Here is a 17048-nt window from a genome sequence, read left to right as displayed (position 1 = left end):
GGTTACGAGGGGCCGCGATAGCGAGGTGGCGTTCGCTTATCAAGTCGGTGGTGACTGTTCATTAGGCGGTCACTGTTCACTAGGCGGATACCCGGCGAGCTCGCTTCAAACGGGGGCCTTACTCGGCCGGCCTGGGCGCGCCGCGCCCGAGACAGGTTGACCTTGCTGCTGACGCCCTTCAGACGATATGCGCCGGCGGACGACCACCGGAGGCCTGCGTCGTCGACGATCACCCGCGTGGAGTCCCACCAACACTGCGCCTGGCCGCGCCGCCGCGCTCACTCGGCTGGCCAGGTTCACGGGGTTGCCGAACCAGTCGCCCGCGCGCGAGACCGCTGACCCGGACGCCACGCCAATCCTCAAGGAAGGCAGGTCATTTGCTGACGCGCTGTCGATCAGGTCCAGCATCGTCGTCACCAGCGGCGTCGGTCGTGATGAGACCAGCATGACCGCGCCCCGAGGGTTTCACGAATCTCAACCGGTGGGTTGGCAGCCTCGCGCGCAGCAGTCGCGAGTCGATTCGCGAGCCTCTCCAAATCGTCGGGCTGAAGCTTTCAACATGTTCAGCGCGCGAAGCCACGCATCATCTCCGTGGCCTGCCCGATGCCTTCCGTGAGGGCCCGCAATATGGCGACTGTTTCGTCTGGATTCCGGTTTCCGTGCTCAGCTCGCGCAGAGAGACGTACCGTCCCTCATCACCCAGTACGCGGCTTGTAGGAAGAAGGAGAGGGGTTGGGGCCACCAGTCGGCTTTGATCAATCGTGAAGCCCTGGGCATGCAGCCAGGCAATTAGATGAGTCCTTTCCTGGCGGCTGTCGCCCTCAAGACCGTCGTGCAGACATACTGAGCGAGGTCGTCTTCGTGTGTTGCTGACACCCTGGACCTGCTTAGTGCTGCGGCGTACCGGGACGCGGACAGGATGGTTCAGTGTTCACGCCGCGCACCTGGTGACTCGACGCGGGGACGCCGAGCACGGCGTGACCCATCGCAACGAGCAGCGCAGAGGTCTGTTCGGGAGCCAGGCCAGTGCCGCGGTAGTGCAAGATCGATTGAATGGCTCCGATCGCTCCATGAACCATCGCCCGAAGTTCAATCTCATCGACCGCGGGCCGCAATTCTCCGACGAGGTGTACCCACTCTTCTAGATAGAGTCGCTGCTTTCGGCGCAACCGGCTCTGGTGCTGATCCGACAGATTGTGCACTTCGCGGTAATACACCATTGCCAGCTCGCGTTGATCCATTACCAAGGCGACTTGGTCTGACACCAGCAGGGTCAGCGCCTCCGCCTCGTCGCGGGACTGCTCGACGATCGCCGTCGCACGCTTAAGGAGTTTGTCCACCACTCGCTCGAAGAGGGCCGCCAGTAGATCGCTCTTACTGTTGAAATGGCGATAGATGGCCGGCCCGACAACCCCTGATGCAACGCCGATGTCGGCCATGGAGACAGCGTGGTAGCCCCGCTCGGCAATCAACTCGGTGGCAGAGGCGAGAATCCGTTCCCGACGTTCGCCGCCGACCCGGGTACGTCCGGCAACGACCACCTTGTTCACTACTACCTTCCTTCGCTCGCAACCAGGGCTCGCGCAGCACTGCAGCGCCGGGAGCTACACTACGAACGTTAACACCTGCTCACAATCCCAGGTTGAGTTGAAATGTAGACGCCCAGTGGCAGGTGGCTGGCGCCTGCGCGTGTGATCCCCATTCGTGGATGTGCCCGCTCATTGGCCAAGATCGGCAACCGCGTGGGCAGATCGCTGCGCCCTCTTTGGATGTCCAGTTCGGCAAGGAACTGGACAAAGCCATCTCTCCGTCTGCCGGACGCTGTTGGCGTCATCCGATCGTCATCACATCGTTCGGCAACACGGCTTTGGCAAAGGGGCTACGTCAAGCAGCAGGCAGAGGACGGCGACTTGATTGGCGATACGTCGACAGAGTGGCCCGGCTACTCCAAATTCGGGATTTGTCAGGTCGCGCCGACAAGGGATTGCGGTATGTCCACGATGCGGGAGCGCAGGTACTCGCACAAGCCCTTCGCCTGGGCATCCGGCCGGGTCGAGGATGCCACGCCTTCCCCCAGCAGCCCGTGCACCACAACGTTGAGCGCACGCAGGTTGGGCAGCTCGAATCGCTCTATGCGCAGCTGCGCAGCCTCCGGGCCGAGCAGCCCGCGCAGTCGCTCGACGGTTAAGTGCTCGCGCACCCAGGCATAGCCGGCGTCGTCGCGGGCCCAGAGACCAATATTGGCGTTGCCGCCCTTGTCGCCGGACCGCGCGCCCAGAACCGCGCCCAGCGGCGCGCGGCATGTCGGCTCGGTCGGCGGCGCGGCTGCCGCGCTGCCCCGGACCTTCGCGGCCGGCACGCTACCGGTCGGCGGATCGGCGATCCTCCGGCGCTCACCGTTGGGCAGCACCACGACCTGCGTCACGCTCGACCGGGGCACGGTCGCTGGGCGATACACGCCGAACACTGACTCCGACGTGGGTGGCGTGGTGGTGTGGAAGCCGGCATACCCGGCCAGAGCGATCTCCATGATTGCGCTCGAGAACGCCCGGCCGACCTTGCGCGGGTCGGTGTCCTTGACCGTGATCCGCAAGTGCGCGCACGCCTGGTCGTTGGTGGGGGCATCCGGTGTGTCGAAACGCAGAAACCGGACGTCGACCTCGGCGAAGGATCCCCGGCCGCCGAGGATGTCGAACAGCTGCTGCTGCGCGAACGCGGCTTTCGCCTCCAGGTCCAAGCCGGTGAGCACCATCGTCATGGTGTTCCGGTAGCCCCCGACCTCGTTCAGCGCCACCTTGAGCGTCTCCGGTGGCGGGCTGCCGGTGACACCCGTGATCGCCACCCGGTGCTCGGCCTGCTGGGCCAGCGAGATCGTGTCGAAGTGAGTCACCACGTCGGGCCCCAGATAGGCCGGCTCGGCGATCTCGTAGAGCAGCTGGGCGGTGACCGTACCGACCGACACCAGCCCCCCGGTGTCGGCGTGCTTGGTGATCACCGACGAGCCGTCGGCCGCCACCTCCGCGATCGGGAAGCCCGGGTAGCGACGGTCGGTGATCTCGTCGAGGAAGGCGTAGTTGCCGCCCGTGGCCTGTGGTCCGCATTCGATGACGTGGCCGGCCACGACGGCACCGGCGAGCCGGTCCCAGTCGGTGCGCTCCCACCCGTGCCACCAGGCGGCCGGGCCGACGACCAGCGAGGCGTCTGTCACCCGTCCGGTGACGACGACGTCGGCGCCCGCACCCAGCGCTTCGGCGATACCCCAACCCCCGAGGTAGGCGTTGGCCGAGACCGGCTTGACCTCACCGACCGCAGGGGTGATCGCGGAGAGGTTCCCGCGCAAGTCGTCACCTTCGATGTGGGCGATCCGGACGGTGATACCGAGCCGGTCCGCAAGCTCGCGCAATCTGACGGCCAGCCCGGCCGGGTTGAGCCCACCGGCGTTGGCCACGATCTTGATACCGCGGTCGGAACAGGTGCCCAACACCTGCTCCATCTGGGTCAGGAACGTGCGCGCGTAACCGCCCGCCGGATCCTTCGCCTGGGCCTTCGCCAGGATGAGCATCGTCAGTTCAGCGAGGTAGTCCCCGCACAGCACGTCGATGCTCTGCTCGCCCGTCCCGCCCTCGACCATCTCCCGCGCCGCGGCGATCCGGTCGCCGTAGAAGCCCGAGCAATTTCCGATGCGTACCGGGTCCCTCACGACACACCTCCGTCGAACTGTCCTGCGGTGCGCCCGCCACCGGGAGGTCCGGCGAAGGCCTGCGCGATGGAGAGCCACTGGTCGGCGAGCGGACCGGTGACGTGCAGTGCGGTGTCGTCGCGATGCCTGCGCTGGGTGACGAGCAGGCAGAAGTCGTGCGCAGTGCCGGTGACCCGGTTGGGCACGCCGTCGGGGCCCCAGGTCCACAGCGTGCCCCCCGGTGCGGTGAGCTCGACACGGACGGGTTCCTCGGGCACCTCCAGGCCGTTGGCCATGTAGCTGAACGCCCGCGCTCCCACGCCGATGTGGGCGACGTGGCGCAACCGGGCCGAGGGCACACGGGTCACTCCCAGCGCGTCGGCGATGTCCTGACCGTGCGCCCAGGTCTCCATGATCCGCGCGGTCAGCGAGGAAGCCGCGCTCATAGGGAGGCCGAACCACGGCACCCGCATCGAGGGGTCGATCGCTGCGAAGGCAGCGACGAGGGCGCGGCGCGCGCCGTCGAACCAGGACAGCAGCTCCGCTGTCGGCATCGGCCGGTAGCGCTCGGCGATGGTGTCCGGGGAGATCCGGCCGTCGGCGAGCATGGGCAGCACCTCGGCCGTGAACCCTTCGGGGTCGGTGGCTGAGCGCACCGCGGCGTCGTCGAAGAACGCAAGATGGCTGATCTGATCGCGGACCGCCCAGCCTGCCGCGGGGGTGGGCGCGTCCCACCCGGCTTGCCCCTCGGGCAGCTCGGCGATCAGTGACCACAGCTCGGCCGTTTCCGCCCCGATGTCGGTGATCAAGGACTCCATCGGCACGGCCACGTCTAACGTCCCTTCCAAACCGGTGTGCGCTTCTCGCGGAACGCGGCGGGACCCTCTAGCGCGTCGGCGCTGAGGTACACCGGCTCCCATATCTGGTCGGCGTGGGCGTAGGCCTCCGTCAGGTGGTGCGCTGCGGAGAGGTATACGGTCTTTTTTGCCGCGAGTACGGACAGCGGTGCGTTGGAAGCGATCCGCAGGGCGATCTCCTGAACTCGTACCCGCAGCTCCGCTGCGGGCACGACCTCGTTCACCATGCCTACCTCGCGGGCGCGCTCGGCAGTGATCGGGTCGCCGGTCATCAAAATCTGCAGCGCAATCCGCGGCGGCAGCAGCCACGACAGCGGGACAGCCCATGGCGAGCCGCGGCCTACCTTGACCTCGCTGACCGCGAACCTGGCGTGCTCGGCTGCGATGACGAGGTCGCACTGCTGGGCCAGTAGGAATCCGCCGGCGAAGGCGACGCCGTTCACCGCGGCGATGGTCGGCTTGGCGACCTGGATGTTGCGCCCGAATTGCGGCGCGAAGTCTGGCGGCGGAACCGTGAGCGCCGTCTCCGCCATCTCTTTAAGGTCCCCTCCGGCGCAGAACGCCTTATCGCCTGCCCCGGTCAGCACCAGAACCTTGGCGGAGTCGTCGGCGTTGAAGCGGTGAACGCTGTGGAACAGTCCCTGCCGGACCGCCCCGTTGAGCGCGTTCCGTGCCTCGGGGCGATTGATCGTCAACCAGGCCACCCCGTCGACGACCTCGTAGGTGATCGCTTCCTCGCTCATCAATCCCCGTCCTGATCGGCACCCGCCCTCCCGATGTGAGGGCTCGTTCACTCGCAGTACGTTACCCGGCAGAATGTCGCGAGGACCAGTTGGTGAGCGAACGCGTTGCGTCCGGCGGCGCAACCCGACCGGCGTGGCCAGCTCCGTAAATGTTGGGTTCGCCACCTCGTCGGCCGCATTCGGTTCGAGCGATTGACGAGATCGGATCCCAAGGCCGCAACACGGGGTTGCATTCGTACGTCAAGTCCTCGGCAAGAATGTGGCCCTCTTCGGCCTTTTGGGATTGGCACGCCGGAGGTGCTCCTTGCCACCGTTTCACCCTTGGCTCCCAGAAACAATCGGTGCCAAATGCTGTGAACGCATGCGTCGCCGCGGGGAACCGCTCGTCAGCGTCCGAGGACTTGAAAACCTTCCCATGCTTTCCGGCGGTCGGCGTGGGGGTCGTTGTCCACTCGCGAAGCGCGATCGAAGACGAGGACCGGACGGGCGTCGCTGGTGTAGCGCGGCCAGCCGTCTCCTGGAACTCCGGTGCGTGCGAAAGCATCCCAGCGCCCTTGCATGTCGTCGCTCACGCGTAGGGCCGAGCGGCGATCGGCTCCGGCGCTGAGTAGCCGACCGAGCGGCGTGCGGTAGGCGTCGAACACCGCAAGAAGCTCCGTCGCATGGGTGGCACCCAGCCCGGCCCATTGCAGAGTTCGCGGGGCGAAGTCATAGCGGTACAGATATGTGGGGGCGTGCCGACTGTGGGAATCCGCGAGCTGCCACAGTGTCGATCCGAATGTGAAGTCGGCCCCCAGTCGGATACAGGCATCGGGGGCCGGATATTCGGGATAGGCAGCAGTAATTCGCTCGCGACAGGTGGGTTCCGCTCCCGCTAGTAACGCTTCGATCTTGGCTTCGTTCGTCGGGAGGAGTTTGAGGAAGCGAGTGAACAACCGGCCCTCGTCGGCGTTCGTACCGACGATCAGCGGCACACGGTACGCCTTGCCGTCGCGCATCGCTTGAATGGGCTCGGACGGTAGATAGTCGGTTCCGAATGTGCATCCCACCGGGTAACCGCCAGCAAGGTCCGATGCACTCGTGGTGAGCAAGCGATCGAATGCATTCACCAGTTGAGCCGGACGCGCCGCCAACAGGAGGCGGGCGGGCTCCCGCTCGTCGGCGCAGAGAATGGATGCGAACTTGGCGGCGAACTCCGCGGCCAGCTCCTGGGAGCGGGATAGCGCGCCGGCCGGACTTTGTGAGATAGCCTGTGCGAAAAGCCCTTTAGCCGCTGGCACGGCCAGCAAAGTGGTAACGGCGTGCGCGCCCGCGCTCTCTCCGAAGATCGTCACGTTATCGGGATCGCCGCCGAATGCCGCGATGTTCTCGCGTACCCACCTGAGCGCCGACACGAGGTCACGCAAGTAGAGGTTGTCGTCAATATGGATGTCTGCGGTGGACAGCGACGACAGGTCGACAGCCCCTAGCGCGCCGAGGCGGTAGTTTGTCGATACGTACACGCAACCGCTGCGGGCAAGCGACGCGCCATCATAGATCGGTGTCGCGGAACTGCCCAGGAAGTACGCCCCGCCGTGAATGAAGAACATCACGGGCAGAGGTCGGTCCGAGCCGCCGTCGGGTGCAACGACATTGAGGGTGAGGCAGTCCTCGCTCATGGGCTGGAACTTGCCCGGACCGACGATGGTGTATCGGCGGGGCTGTGGAGCGCAGTAGCGGAATCGGTGGCAGGGTCGGACGCCGTCCCACGCTTCGACCGGCTGGGGAGCCTTGAACCGCAGCGCGCCGACTGGTGGCTTGGCGTAGGGAATGGAACGCCAGCGATTGACGCCGTCCCGCGTGAATCCTTCGATGGCGCCCGAGGTGAGTTCGGTGCGGACTGTCTTCGCTGGCATGTATCGACAATAGCGAATGACTATTCACACCAGCGCCCGGCTCTGCCGTTCAGTCGCCGTGTCGGGCACGGTTTGGCCTGCTACTGATGACTCACTCGACTTCGGTCAGCGGCCTCCACGGCCGTTCGGTGACGTCGTGGCTGATTCTTAAGCACCGGTTACATCTTTTCAGAAGAAGAAGCTACCCATGACCGGCTATCTCCGGGCGTGCGGGGACATCCTCAGCGTTGTGAGCGTCGGTACTCGCTCGGAGAGCGGCCGGTCCATCGCTTGAAGGCGTGTGAGAAGTTAGCAAGATCGCCGTATCCGAGCTCGGTCGCGATCTGGCTTGCCGACATTGATCGGGTGATTAACAGCATCATCGCGCTCTCCCGCAGACACGACTGGCGCAACTCGCGAAAGGTGGTGCCCTCTTCGGCGAGCCGGCGTTTGAGTGTGCTGGTGGATACCGAGAGTTCGTCTGCGACCCGCTGGCAACTTCGCTGTCCGGGATCCTCGTCCAACAACCGTCTCACCTTCTTGGAGAAGGACGTGGCTCCGCTCTGCTCGTCGAGGGTCCGCCTCAGCTCGGCGACGGCGAGTCGATACGCAAGGGGATCGGAGAACCGGCACACTTCATTGAGCGCGTTGACGGGAACATGAAGGTAGGACATCGGTGCGTCAAAGAACAGGCGCCCGGCTAGTACCATCTCTGCCGCGAGTTTGTTCAGGGAGACCGGCGCTGACCAACTCAAGTGGAGCGTGACGGTCAGCGCGTCACTGACGAGCATGTCCAGCAGTCGTAACAACGCCGAGCCGGTATATGTGACTGCTAAGCAGTCCAGGGCCCGATCGCCTGTGTGCCCCCAGAGCCCGACGGTGAGACCTTGGTCGTTTGGACGGAATTGTGCATTGATCGCCGTGGTGATCAACGGTAGATAGGTGAGCAGCTCGACGATCTCGGCTACCGAGCCTGCGCTGACCAGCGGGACGCTCAACGGGCCGAAAGATGTCAACTGTGCCTGTCCTGCAAACGAGAAGCCGAGCAGGGTTGCCCGGTCGACGTCTAGATCGGGGTACAGATCGCGAAACCACCGCAGTGGCGCCTGGACATCGTGCTGCATCAGCGTCGCCTCGTCGGTTCCCTCGCGCGCCATGATGGTGCGAAGCCGCGCGACGGCGTCCGGGTCGAGTGCCTGGCTCTCCAGCATTTGCACGAACGCGACCGGAGGCACACCGGCGTTGCTGAACTTCACCGATCGTGCCCCCTGAGCCCAATCCACAAGTTCCTGATCCGCGCAAACATAGCGGAAGCGCTCGGATTGGACAATCCTGTTAACAAGTATTCACATTCAGGGCAACTTAAGAGGAGTCGGTAATGGCCGTTGTCACTTTTGTCTCCCACGACGGCGACAAGCACCAGGTGCCTCTCGATGAAGGCCAGTCACTGATGCAGGTCGCGACCAACAATGCGGTACCCGGCATCGACGGCGACTGCGGAGGCGAAGCCGCGTGCGGCACCTGCCATGTGATCGTCGATCCGCAATGGACCGACAAGGTCGGCCTCTCCGGCCCCGCTGAAGAAGAGATGCTCGCGATGAACCCGGAGCGTCACCCGACCTCCCGGCTGTCCTGTCAGATGCCGGTCTCCGAGGAGTGGGACGGCTTGATCGTCCAACTGCCCGAGTTCCAGATGTAATGACGAGCGAAAAGGAATAAGACGTAATGAAGGTTTCTGAAGCAATCACCGAGAAAGTTCAGGCGACCATCCCGATCGACCTGCAGATTCAAGGTGCACACCTGTATGACAAGACCCGGCGTTTGGTGACCGGAACGAACGGCAAGAAGATCTTCGTCGAGAGCCCCCTCCCGCCGGTCGAGGACGTCGAACTCGCCGACATCGACCTCAGCAACCCTTTCCTCTATCGTCAGGGGCTCTGGCAGTCGTACTACGAGCGCCTGCGCAACGAAGCTCCGGTCCACTACCAGCCCAACAGTCCGTTCGGTCCGTTCTGGTCGGTCACGCGGCATGCCGACATCGTGACCGTCGAGAAGAACCATGAGGTCTTCTCCTCCGAGCCGTTCATCGTCATCGGGTCCCCCCCTCGTTTCCTGGATGTCGCGATGTTCATCGCGATGGATCCGCCACGCCACGACAGGCAGCGGGCCGCCGTCCAAGGGGTGGTCGCGCCCAAGAACCTGCGTGAGATGGAGGGGCTGATCCGCTCGCGCGTCCAGGAGGTGCTGGACGATCTGCCCCTGGATCAGCCGTTCGACTGGGTGCAGAATGTCTCGATCGAGCTGACCGCTCGGATGCTTGCGACCCTCCTGGACTTCCCGTACGAGCAGCGTCGCAAGCTCGTCGAGTGGTCAGATCTGGCAACCTCGATGGAGCAGGCCAATGGCGGTCCCTCGGACCTTGACGAGACGTTCGCAGGCATGCGCGATATGGCGCGGGGTCTCAGCGAGCACTGGCACGACAAGGCGGCCCGGACCGCTGCCGGGGAGGAACCCGGCTTCGATCTGATCACCATGTTGCAGAGCAACGAGAGCACCAAGGATCTGATCAAACGACCGATGGAGTTCTTGGGCAACCTCGTGCTGCTGATCGTCGGAGGCAACGACACCACCCGGAACTCGATGAGCGGCGGTGTTCTCGCGTTGAACCGGTACCCGGACCAGTTCGAGAAGCTGAAGGCCAACCCCGACCTGATCCCCAACATGAACTCGGAGATCATTCGGTGGCAGACGCCGCTGGCCTATATGCGCCGGATCGCCACGGCCGACACCATGCTCAACGGGCAGTTCATTCGCAAGGGCGACAAGGTGGTGATGTGGTACGCCTCGGGCAACCGCGACGAGCGCGTATTCGATCAGCCCGACGACTTCATCATCGACCGGGCCAACGCCCGCAACCACATCTCCTTCGGCTTCGGTGTCCACCGTTGCATGGGCAACCGGCTGGCCGAGCTGCAGCTGCGGATTCTCTGGGAGGAGCTGCTTCCTCGCTTCGAGAACATCGAGGTCGTCGGCGAACCCGAGTACGTGCAGTCCAACTTCGTGAGGGGTATCAGCAAGCTGATGGTCCGCCTCACCCCGAAATCCGACGCATGACATTGGAGCGGGCGCTCATCGTCGGGGCCAGCCATGCCGGGGCCCAACTCTCGGCCAGTCTGCGCCAGGAAGGGTGGACCGGTGAGATCGTCCTCGTCGGCGACGAGTCGGCGCTGCCCTACCAACGCCCTCCGCTGTCGAAGGCATACCTGGCCGGCAAGTGCACCCTCGAGGAGCTCGCGATCCGCAGCGCCGAGTTCTACACCAAGCAGCGAATCCAACTCCTGGATGCGACGGTGGAGGCGGTCGACCGTGCGGCGGGCCACCTCTCGCTGAGCACCGGCGAGTCGCTGCCCTACGACAGGCTCGCGCTGTGCACGGGCGCCCGCCCTCGTCGGCTCCCCACCCCGGGAGCCGACCTGGCCGGAGTCTTCTACCTACGCACCGCGGCGGACGTCGAGAAGATCCGAGACGCCACCAGACCGGGGCGTCGAGCCGTGATCGTCGGCGGCGGCTACATCGGACTGGAGACGGCCGCCTCGTTGCGTGCGTTGGGCCTGGAGGTCACCGTGCTCGAGGCGACCGAGCGTGTCCTCGAACGGGTCACCGCCCCGGAGGTATCGGCGTTCTTCGACCGGATCCACCGGGAGGAGGGCGTCAACATCCGGACGGGTGCGCTGGTCGAGGCTCTGTCCGGCGACGGCAGGGTCCGCGAAGTAGTCCTGGCCGGTGGTGAATCGATTCCCGCCGACCTCGTCATCGTCGGCATCGGCGTCGAGCCGAACACTGAGCTCGCCGCCGCCGCGGGCTTGGTCGTCGACAACGGCGTCGTGATCGACGACCAGGCCCGGACCAGCGACCCCGCGATCGTGGCCGCCGGGGACTGCGTCAGCCACGACATGGCCCGTTACGGGCGCCGCATACGCCTGGAGTCCGTGCCCAGCGCGGCCGAGCAGGCCAAAGTCGCCGCGGCGACCATCTGCGGGAAGTCCAAGACGATAGCGGCGCTGCCCTGGTTCTGGTCAGATCAATACGACCTCAAGCTCCAGATCGCCGGTCTTAACACCGGCTACGACGAGGTCGTCCTCAGCGGCGACCCGACCCGGGACCGCGACTTCACCTGCTTCTACCTGCGCGCCGGCGAGCTCATCGCCGCCGACTGCGTCAACCGCCCCCGCGACTTCATGTTCAGCAAGCGGGTCATCACGCAGCAGGTCCCCGTCGACCGGGCCGAACTGGTGCTCGCCGGCTCGGCCTGAGGCGAAGACCCCGCCGCTGCGCGGCCGCCCCGCCTCGTGCGGACCCCGGTCGTACGCCCGCGTTCTGGGCGGCGTCCGGCATGAGGACCGAGTGGGGTTTGCGAAGCGGTGTGACGGTTTACTATCCAGTGAGGGCATCGTGATGGAGTCGATGCTCGCGATATTTTAATGCTGACAACGAGATTGGTGGAGGTTGACGATGGCGGTTTTCAAGGATGAGGACGAGGTCTATACCTTTCTGGCTGGAATCTTTCGGCGGGGCCTGGAGAAGGAAGGGCTGGCCGATAAGCTCGTGAGTTCGGGTGTGGTGTTGCGGGTGCACTACACCGATCCGGACGCAGTGGTGACAGTGGACATGGCGAACAAGGTGGTGGAGACGGGTGCGGACAGCACCGCGGTGCCCAATGTCGAGCTGTTCATGTCGGCAGACACCGGGAACAAGTTCTGGTTGGGCAAGGTGAACCTGACGATGGCGATGGCCAGGGGAACGGTGCGCGCAAAGGGCCCGGCGGCGAAGCTGATCAAAATGATCCCGCAGGCCAAGAACCTGTTCCCGGAGTACCGGTTGCTGTTGCAGAACGAGAATCGGCAGGACCTCATCGATGCGTGAACGACGCTTCACCGCGGGCTGCAGGACGGGCGTGCGATGAAGAGCACCATGCAGGATGTTCCGTTGACGGTGGCCGGGATCGTGCGCCACGCCTCGACGATCCACGGCGATCGCGATGTGCTGACGGCGCGAGGGCCCGGACAGATCTCTCGGGTGTCCTACCGCGAGGTGGGGGAGCGCGCGGCACGGCTGGCGAATGCGTTGCGCGAGATCGGCATTCGTGGAGACGAGCGTGTCGCGACGCTGCAGTGGAGCAACCAGGAGCATCTGGATGCCTACGCGGCGGTGCCGTCGATGGGCGCGGTGCTGCACACGTTGAACCTGCGGCTGCCGCCGGACCAGCTGACGTGGATCGCCAATCACGCCGATGATCGGGTGATCATCGTCGACGGTACGGTGCTGGGCCTGTTGGCGACGGCGTTGCCGTCGATGACCTCGGTCCGCACGGTGCTGGTGACCGGCACGGGTGACCTCGCCGCGGTCCAGGGGTGCGGCAAGGACGTCCTTCGGTACGACGACGTGGTGGCCGACCAGCCGAGCACGTTCGACTGGCCCGACGTCGACGAGCAGTCGGCCGCCGCGATGTGCTACACCAGCGGTACCACCGGGCACCCGAAGGGCGTTGTCTACAGTCATCGTTCGACGTGGTTGCACTCTCAGGCGGCGTGCACCACGAATGCCTTGGGCATCGGTCCTGACGACACGGTGTTGGCGATCGTTCCGATGTTCCACGCCAACGCGTGGGGGCTCCCGTACGCGGCGATGATGGCGGGCGCGCAGCTTCTGCTGCCCGACCGTTTCCTGCAGGCGGCGCCCTTGGTGGAGATGATCGAGGCCGCGCGCCCGACGATGGCGGGCGCTGTGCCGACGATCTGGACCGACGTTCTGCACTATCTTCGCGACAATCCCGGCCACGACGTGAGTTCGCTGAAGATGGTGGCCTGCGGTGGTTCGGCGGTTCCGCGGTCGTTGATGACCGCCTATGACGAGCTGGGCGTCCGCATTGTGCAGGCCTGGGGGATGACCGAGACGTCCCCGCTGGCCGCGGTCGCATTGCCGCGGAACAGCGACACCCCGGAGAGGTCCCTTTACCTGCGCGGAACCCAGGGCCGAGTGGTGGCCGGTGTGCAAGCCCGCATCGTCGACGACGCCGGCGCCGAGCAGCCCTGGGACGGAAAGTCGGTGGGGGAGATTCAGATCCGCGGCCCGTGGATCACCGGGTCGTATTACGAGCATGACACTTCGGCGGTGTCGCCGGACGGGTGGTTGCGCACCGGAGACGTCGGGACGATCAGCCCGGATGCGTTCATCACGCTGACCGACCGTTCCAAGGACGTCATCAAGTCCGGGGGCGAATGGATCTCCTCGGTGGAGCTGGAGAACGATTTGGCCGCTCACCCTGCGGTGCGCACCGCCACCGTGATCGGGGTTCCCGATGACAAGTGGCAGGAACGACCGCTGGCGGTGGTCGTCCTGGCTGCCGACCGCACCGCCACCGCCGCGGAATTGACCGAGTTCCTCCGTCCGCGGGTGGCCAAGTGGTGGCTACCGGAACGGTGGGCGTTCGTCACCGACATTCCGCTGACCTCGACCGGCAAGTTCGACAAGAAGAAGCTGCGCCGCCAGTACGCCGACGGTGATCTCACCGTCGAGACACTGGCGTGAATCATCAATCCACTGCGACCGAAACATCGATGTTAAGGAGACACATATGAAGACACGCGCTGCAGTGCTCTGGGGCCTGGGAGAGAAGTGGGAGGTCGAGGAGGTCGAGTTGGATCCGCCCGGCCCCGATGAGGTGCTGGTCCGGTTGACCGCGACCGGGTTGTGCCATTCAGATGAGCACCTCGTGACCGGTGACCTGCCCATTCCGCTGCCCGTCGTCGGTGGCCACGAGGGTGCCGGCACCGTGGTCGAAGTGGGTGCGGGTGTCGAGAACGTCGCCGAGGGCGATTCGGTGATCCTGACGTTCCTGCCGTCGTGTGGGCACTGTTCCTATTGCGCGCGGGGGATGGGCAACATGTGCGACTTGGGTGCGGCGCTCATGATGGGACCCCAGATCGACGGGACGTACCGTTTCCATGCCCGCGGTGAGGACGTCGGCCAGATGTGCCTGCTGGGCACGTTCTCGGAATACACCGTGGTCCCCAAGGCGTCTCTGGTCAAAATCGACCAGGGGACACCGCTGGACAAGGCGGCGTTGATCGGGTGTGGTGTGACGACCGGGTACGGGTCGGCGGTGCGCACCGGTGAGGTGCGTGCCGGGGACACCGTGGTGGTGATCGGAGCCGGTGGCATCGGTATGAATGCGATTCAGGGTGCCCGCATCGCGGGCGCGTTGAACATCGTGGCTGTCGATCCGGTGGCGTTCAAGCGTGAACAAGCCGGTGGTTTCGGTGCGACGCATGCCGTTGGCACGGTCGACGAGGCCTGGTCACTGATCAGTGACATCACCCGCGGCAAACTCGCCGATGTCTGCGTGTTGACCACCGATGTCGCCGAAGGGTCCTACATCGGTGAGGCGCTGTCCTTGGTCGGTAAACGCGGTCGTGTGGTCGTTACCGCGATCGGGCACCCCGAAGACACATCGATGTCGGGTTCACTGCTGGAATTAACGCTGTATGAAAAGCAGATCCGCGGCGCCCTCTACGGCTCGTCCAACGCCGCCCACGACATCCCGCGGCTCGTCGAACTCTACAACTCCGGACACCTCAAACTCGACGAGCTGATCACCCGTGAGTACACCCTCGATCAGATCAACGAGGGCTACGACGACATGCGGTCAGGCCGCAACATCCGAGGACTCATCCGATTCTGACAGAGCACCCAAAGCAGGGAAGCGCAAAACGGCACCAAGCGAGCTCAGTACAACGATGGCGATGCTGCGGGTCAGGGGCTCTCACCGTTGACGCTTCGATGCGGGATAGCGATCGAAAGCAATGTTTCCCATAGTCATAGGCGCTCGAGCTGCGCGGGTGAGATTGGCTGCGGTCGAACAGTTCTGGCACCTACCGCCAGCCGGGACGCCTTGATGGTATGTAGCTTTCGATGAGTGTTAACAGTGCTATTGGATAAGAGAGGAAGCGGCGATGGCGAGGATTGAAATTCCCTATCTCCATAGGAGAGGAGGGCACTGTGGTTCCGGTGCGCTGCGTGACCTTACTGAATGGGCACAACTAGGATGGGGGACAGAAACACTCAGTGAAGGATTGGTCTTCACCCTCGGCGGAGCCTTGGACTTCTCGTACGTCCGCTCTACGCAATTGTTTCCCCAGATCTACCTGGTAGGACGAGGAAGCGACCTGGAAAAAGACTACCTCTCCCGAGTTGGTGCAAACTGCGTCGTGCGATCGACCGATGACGCAGACGTGGGATGGTCATTTGTTACCGACGAAGTCGACAAGGGCCGACCCGTCATGGTCTGGGCTGACATCGGCGAACTTCCTTACCTGCGCGTCCGATTGCACATGAGCCGTCACGACATCGTCATCACCGGATATGATGACGAACAAGGGGTTGCCTATGTGGTCGATAATGACCGCGAGACCACCCAAACGGTGGCTTATGATGACCTGCGCCGGGCGCGGTCCTCGGTAGGGTTCCCTACACCGACCCGGCACACCACATATCACGTCGACTGGCCGGAGCGAGTGCCCGACCTTGGGCCGATTGCCGCCACTGCATTAGCCGCGAGCGCAGCTTTCATGCGCGGCGGTGCCGTAGGTGCGCCGCTACTGCGCATCGAGGCAGCTGAAGTCGAGGCTTCCGGTTTGAAGGGTGTGCAGGAGTTCGCCGATGACGTACGGCATTGGCCAACGGTGTTTGATGACGACGCCCTGACCGCGGCATTGTTCGGGCTCGGGGCGTTCATCGAGAAAGCCGGAACCGGTGGCGGGCTCTTTCGTATGCTGCAAGCACAAGGTTGCCAGAATATCGCCGATCTCCTCGGGGACGCCGCCGCAGCCGAAGCGGCGGCCGCGGCCCGACACGCTTCCCAAGCGTGGTCTGAGCTTGCGGCCGCAGCCACCGATGCCGGCACATCGCTACGGAGTCGTAGTCTCGCTGCGGCCAAAATCGCCGCGACGATCCCGGACTCCGAAACACGCCTCGTCGAAGCCCTCGAAACGGCCAGTCGATCCGTTGGCACTGTCGATACCGGCCTCGAGGCTTATCTGAAAGGCTATCTGTGAGCGACACTTCAAACGAATCGAGTTTCCTGGAGACAACTGGGTTCCTCGATTGGCAGCACGACGATGTACAGCGCTTCACCGAGGACGCGGTCGGTGACGTTCGTGACCCTGTGCAGAAGGCGAGGTTGATCTTCACCGCTGTGCGGGACAGGATTTGGTACGATCCCTATAGCACCGACGACGATCCCGAGCATTATCGGGCGAGCTATGTAGCGACAGCGTCGAGGGCGTATTGCATACCGAAGGCGGTGCTGCTGACCGCGGCAGCTCGTGCGGCGGGCATTCCGGCCCGGCTCGGATTCGCGGACGTGCGCAACCATCTGCAGACCACCACATTGCGTGCCCGGATGGGAGGTACCGACGTGTTCGTCTACCACGGATATAGCGAATTACAACTCAACAACCGCTGGGTGAAGGCCACTCCGGCGTTCAATGCCGAGCTCTGCGCGCGATTCGGTGTACCTCCGATCGACTTCGACGGCCACACCGATGCGCTCCTCCATGCCTACGACGGTGGGGGAAGCCAACACATGGAGTACCTCAACGACCGCGGTTGGTACCACGATCTCCCCTTCACCGACATCGTTACAGAGTTGCATCACCGGTACGGCCCGCTCATGGCTGGCGCTGGAGCCCAGCGTGACGCCTTCTCCCAGGAGTTGTGAGGCGCTGCGGACTGTGTGCCAGTTCATTGTGACGCGATCTGGCCGGCTATGAATACACTGCAGTCCAAGGGATTACGGGCAGGACCAGATAGCCGACAGTGTCCTAATCGGAAGGTG

15 protein-coding genes are annotated in these 17048 nt (G+C 64.4%); 8 read left to right on the top strand and 7 right to left on the bottom strand.

Translation table 11 applies throughout. The features are described from left to right. Window positions 1–583: 583 nt before the first annotated feature. The 7 genes from FHU31_RS31695 to FHU31_RS25490 all read right to left on the bottom strand — a co-directional run bounded on the left by FHU31_RS31695 (window position 584) and on the right by FHU31_RS25490 (window position 8409). Entirely contained in the window at window positions 584–781 is a 198-nt protein-coding gene (locus FHU31_RS31695) for an adenylate cyclase regulatory domain-containing protein (protein ID WP_231963591.1), read from the bottom strand. A gap of 106 nt (window positions 782–887) precedes the next feature. After that, window positions 888–1550, bottom strand: a complete 663-nt coding sequence (locus FHU31_RS25515) for a TetR/AcrR family transcriptional regulator (RefSeq protein WP_011895441.1) — start codon at window positions 1548–1550, stop codon at window positions 888–890. 413 nt (window positions 1551–1963) lie between these two features. After that, window positions 1964–3700 (bottom strand): acyclic terpene utilization AtuA family protein, encoded by a 1737-nt coding sequence (locus tag FHU31_RS25510; RefSeq protein WP_011895440.1) that lies wholly within the window; start codon window positions 3698–3700, stop codon window positions 1964–1966. After that, the gene (locus tag FHU31_RS25505; protein ID WP_011895439.1) at window positions 3697–4509 is read right to left on the bottom strand and encodes a TIGR03084 family metal-binding protein; all 813 of its coding nucleotides are present in this window, start codon (window positions 4507–4509) and stop codon (window positions 3697–3699) included. Before FHU31_RS25505 ends, FHU31_RS25510 begins: the two co-directional genes overlap by 4 nt. A gap of 2 nt (window positions 4510–4511) precedes the next feature. Further along, the gene (locus FHU31_RS25500; protein ID WP_011895438.1) at window positions 4512–5279 is read right to left on the bottom strand and encodes an enoyl-CoA hydratase/isomerase family protein; all 768 of its coding nucleotides are present in this window, start codon (window positions 5277–5279) and stop codon (window positions 4512–4514) included. Between the two features lie 386 nt (window positions 5280–5665). After that, window positions 5666–7174, bottom strand: a complete 1509-nt coding sequence (locus tag FHU31_RS25495; protein ID WP_043985041.1) for a carboxylesterase/lipase family protein — start codon at window positions 7172–7174, stop codon at window positions 5666–5668. A gap of 221 nt (window positions 7175–7395) precedes the next feature. Next, on the bottom strand, window positions 7396–8409 hold the full coding sequence (locus tag FHU31_RS25490; protein ID WP_041800299.1) for a helix-turn-helix domain-containing protein: 1014 nt from the start codon (window positions 8407–8409) through the stop codon (window positions 7396–7398). A 122-nt stretch (window positions 8410–8531) separates the two neighbouring features. On the opposite strand from FHU31_RS25490, the gene FHU31_RS25485 reads away from it, so the two are divergent. The 8 genes from FHU31_RS25485 to FHU31_RS25450 all read left to right on the top strand — a co-directional run bounded on the left by FHU31_RS25485 (window position 8532) and on the right by FHU31_RS25450 (window position 16931). After that, entirely contained in the window at window positions 8532–8852 is a 321-nt protein-coding gene (locus FHU31_RS25485) for a 2Fe-2S iron-sulfur cluster-binding protein (protein ID WP_043985043.1), read from the top strand. Between the two features lie 26 nt (window positions 8853–8878). After that, window positions 8879–10267 carry a cytochrome P450 gene (locus FHU31_RS25480; RefSeq protein WP_062655120.1) on the top strand — a complete coding sequence of 463 codons (1389 nt, stop codon included), beginning with the start codon at window positions 8879–8881 and terminating at the stop codon, window positions 10265–10267. Next, a complete protein-coding gene (locus FHU31_RS25475; RefSeq protein WP_043985045.1) occupies window positions 10264–11466 on the top strand; it encodes an NAD(P)/FAD-dependent oxidoreductase in 1203 nt (400 codons plus the stop codon). The genes FHU31_RS25480 and FHU31_RS25475 overlap by 4 nt, the downstream gene beginning before the upstream one ends. Window positions 11467–11665: 199 nt before the next feature. Next, window positions 11666–12076: an SCP2 sterol-binding domain-containing protein gene (locus tag FHU31_RS25470; protein ID WP_043985046.1), complete on the top strand. Its 411-nt coding sequence runs from the start codon at window positions 11666–11668 to the stop codon at window positions 12074–12076. Between the two features lie 36 nt (window positions 12077–12112). Beyond that, window positions 12113–13741, top strand: a complete 1629-nt coding sequence (locus FHU31_RS25465; RefSeq protein ID WP_043985047.1) for a fatty acid--CoA ligase — start codon at window positions 12113–12115, stop codon at window positions 13739–13741. Between the two features lie 46 nt (window positions 13742–13787). After that, window positions 13788–14894: an NDMA-dependent alcohol dehydrogenase gene (locus FHU31_RS25460; RefSeq protein WP_043985048.1), complete on the top strand. Its 1107-nt coding sequence runs from the start codon at window positions 13788–13790 to the stop codon at window positions 14892–14894. Window positions 14895–15165: 271 nt separating this feature from the next. Next, on the top strand, window positions 15166–16266 hold the full coding sequence (locus FHU31_RS25455) for a BtrH N-terminal domain-containing protein (RefSeq protein WP_043985049.1): 1101 nt from the start codon (window positions 15166–15168) through the stop codon (window positions 16264–16266). Continuing rightward, complete coding sequence (locus tag FHU31_RS25450) at window positions 16263–16931, top strand: transglutaminase-like domain-containing protein (protein ID WP_043985051.1); 669 nt, start codon at window positions 16263–16265, stop codon at window positions 16929–16931. Before FHU31_RS25455 ends, FHU31_RS25450 begins: the two co-directional genes overlap by 4 nt. The last annotated feature ends 117 nt before the right edge of the window (window positions 16932–17048 follow it).

It is taken from the genome of Mycolicibacterium fluoranthenivorans (assembly GCF_011758805.1).
In the GTDB taxonomy this organism is placed as follows: domain Bacteria; phylum Actinomycetota; class Actinomycetes; order Mycobacteriales; family Mycobacteriaceae; genus Mycobacterium; species Mycobacterium fluoranthenivorans.
The sequence above is the reverse complement of the archived record's forward strand: the minus strand, read 5'-3'. Positions and strand labels throughout refer to the sequence as shown.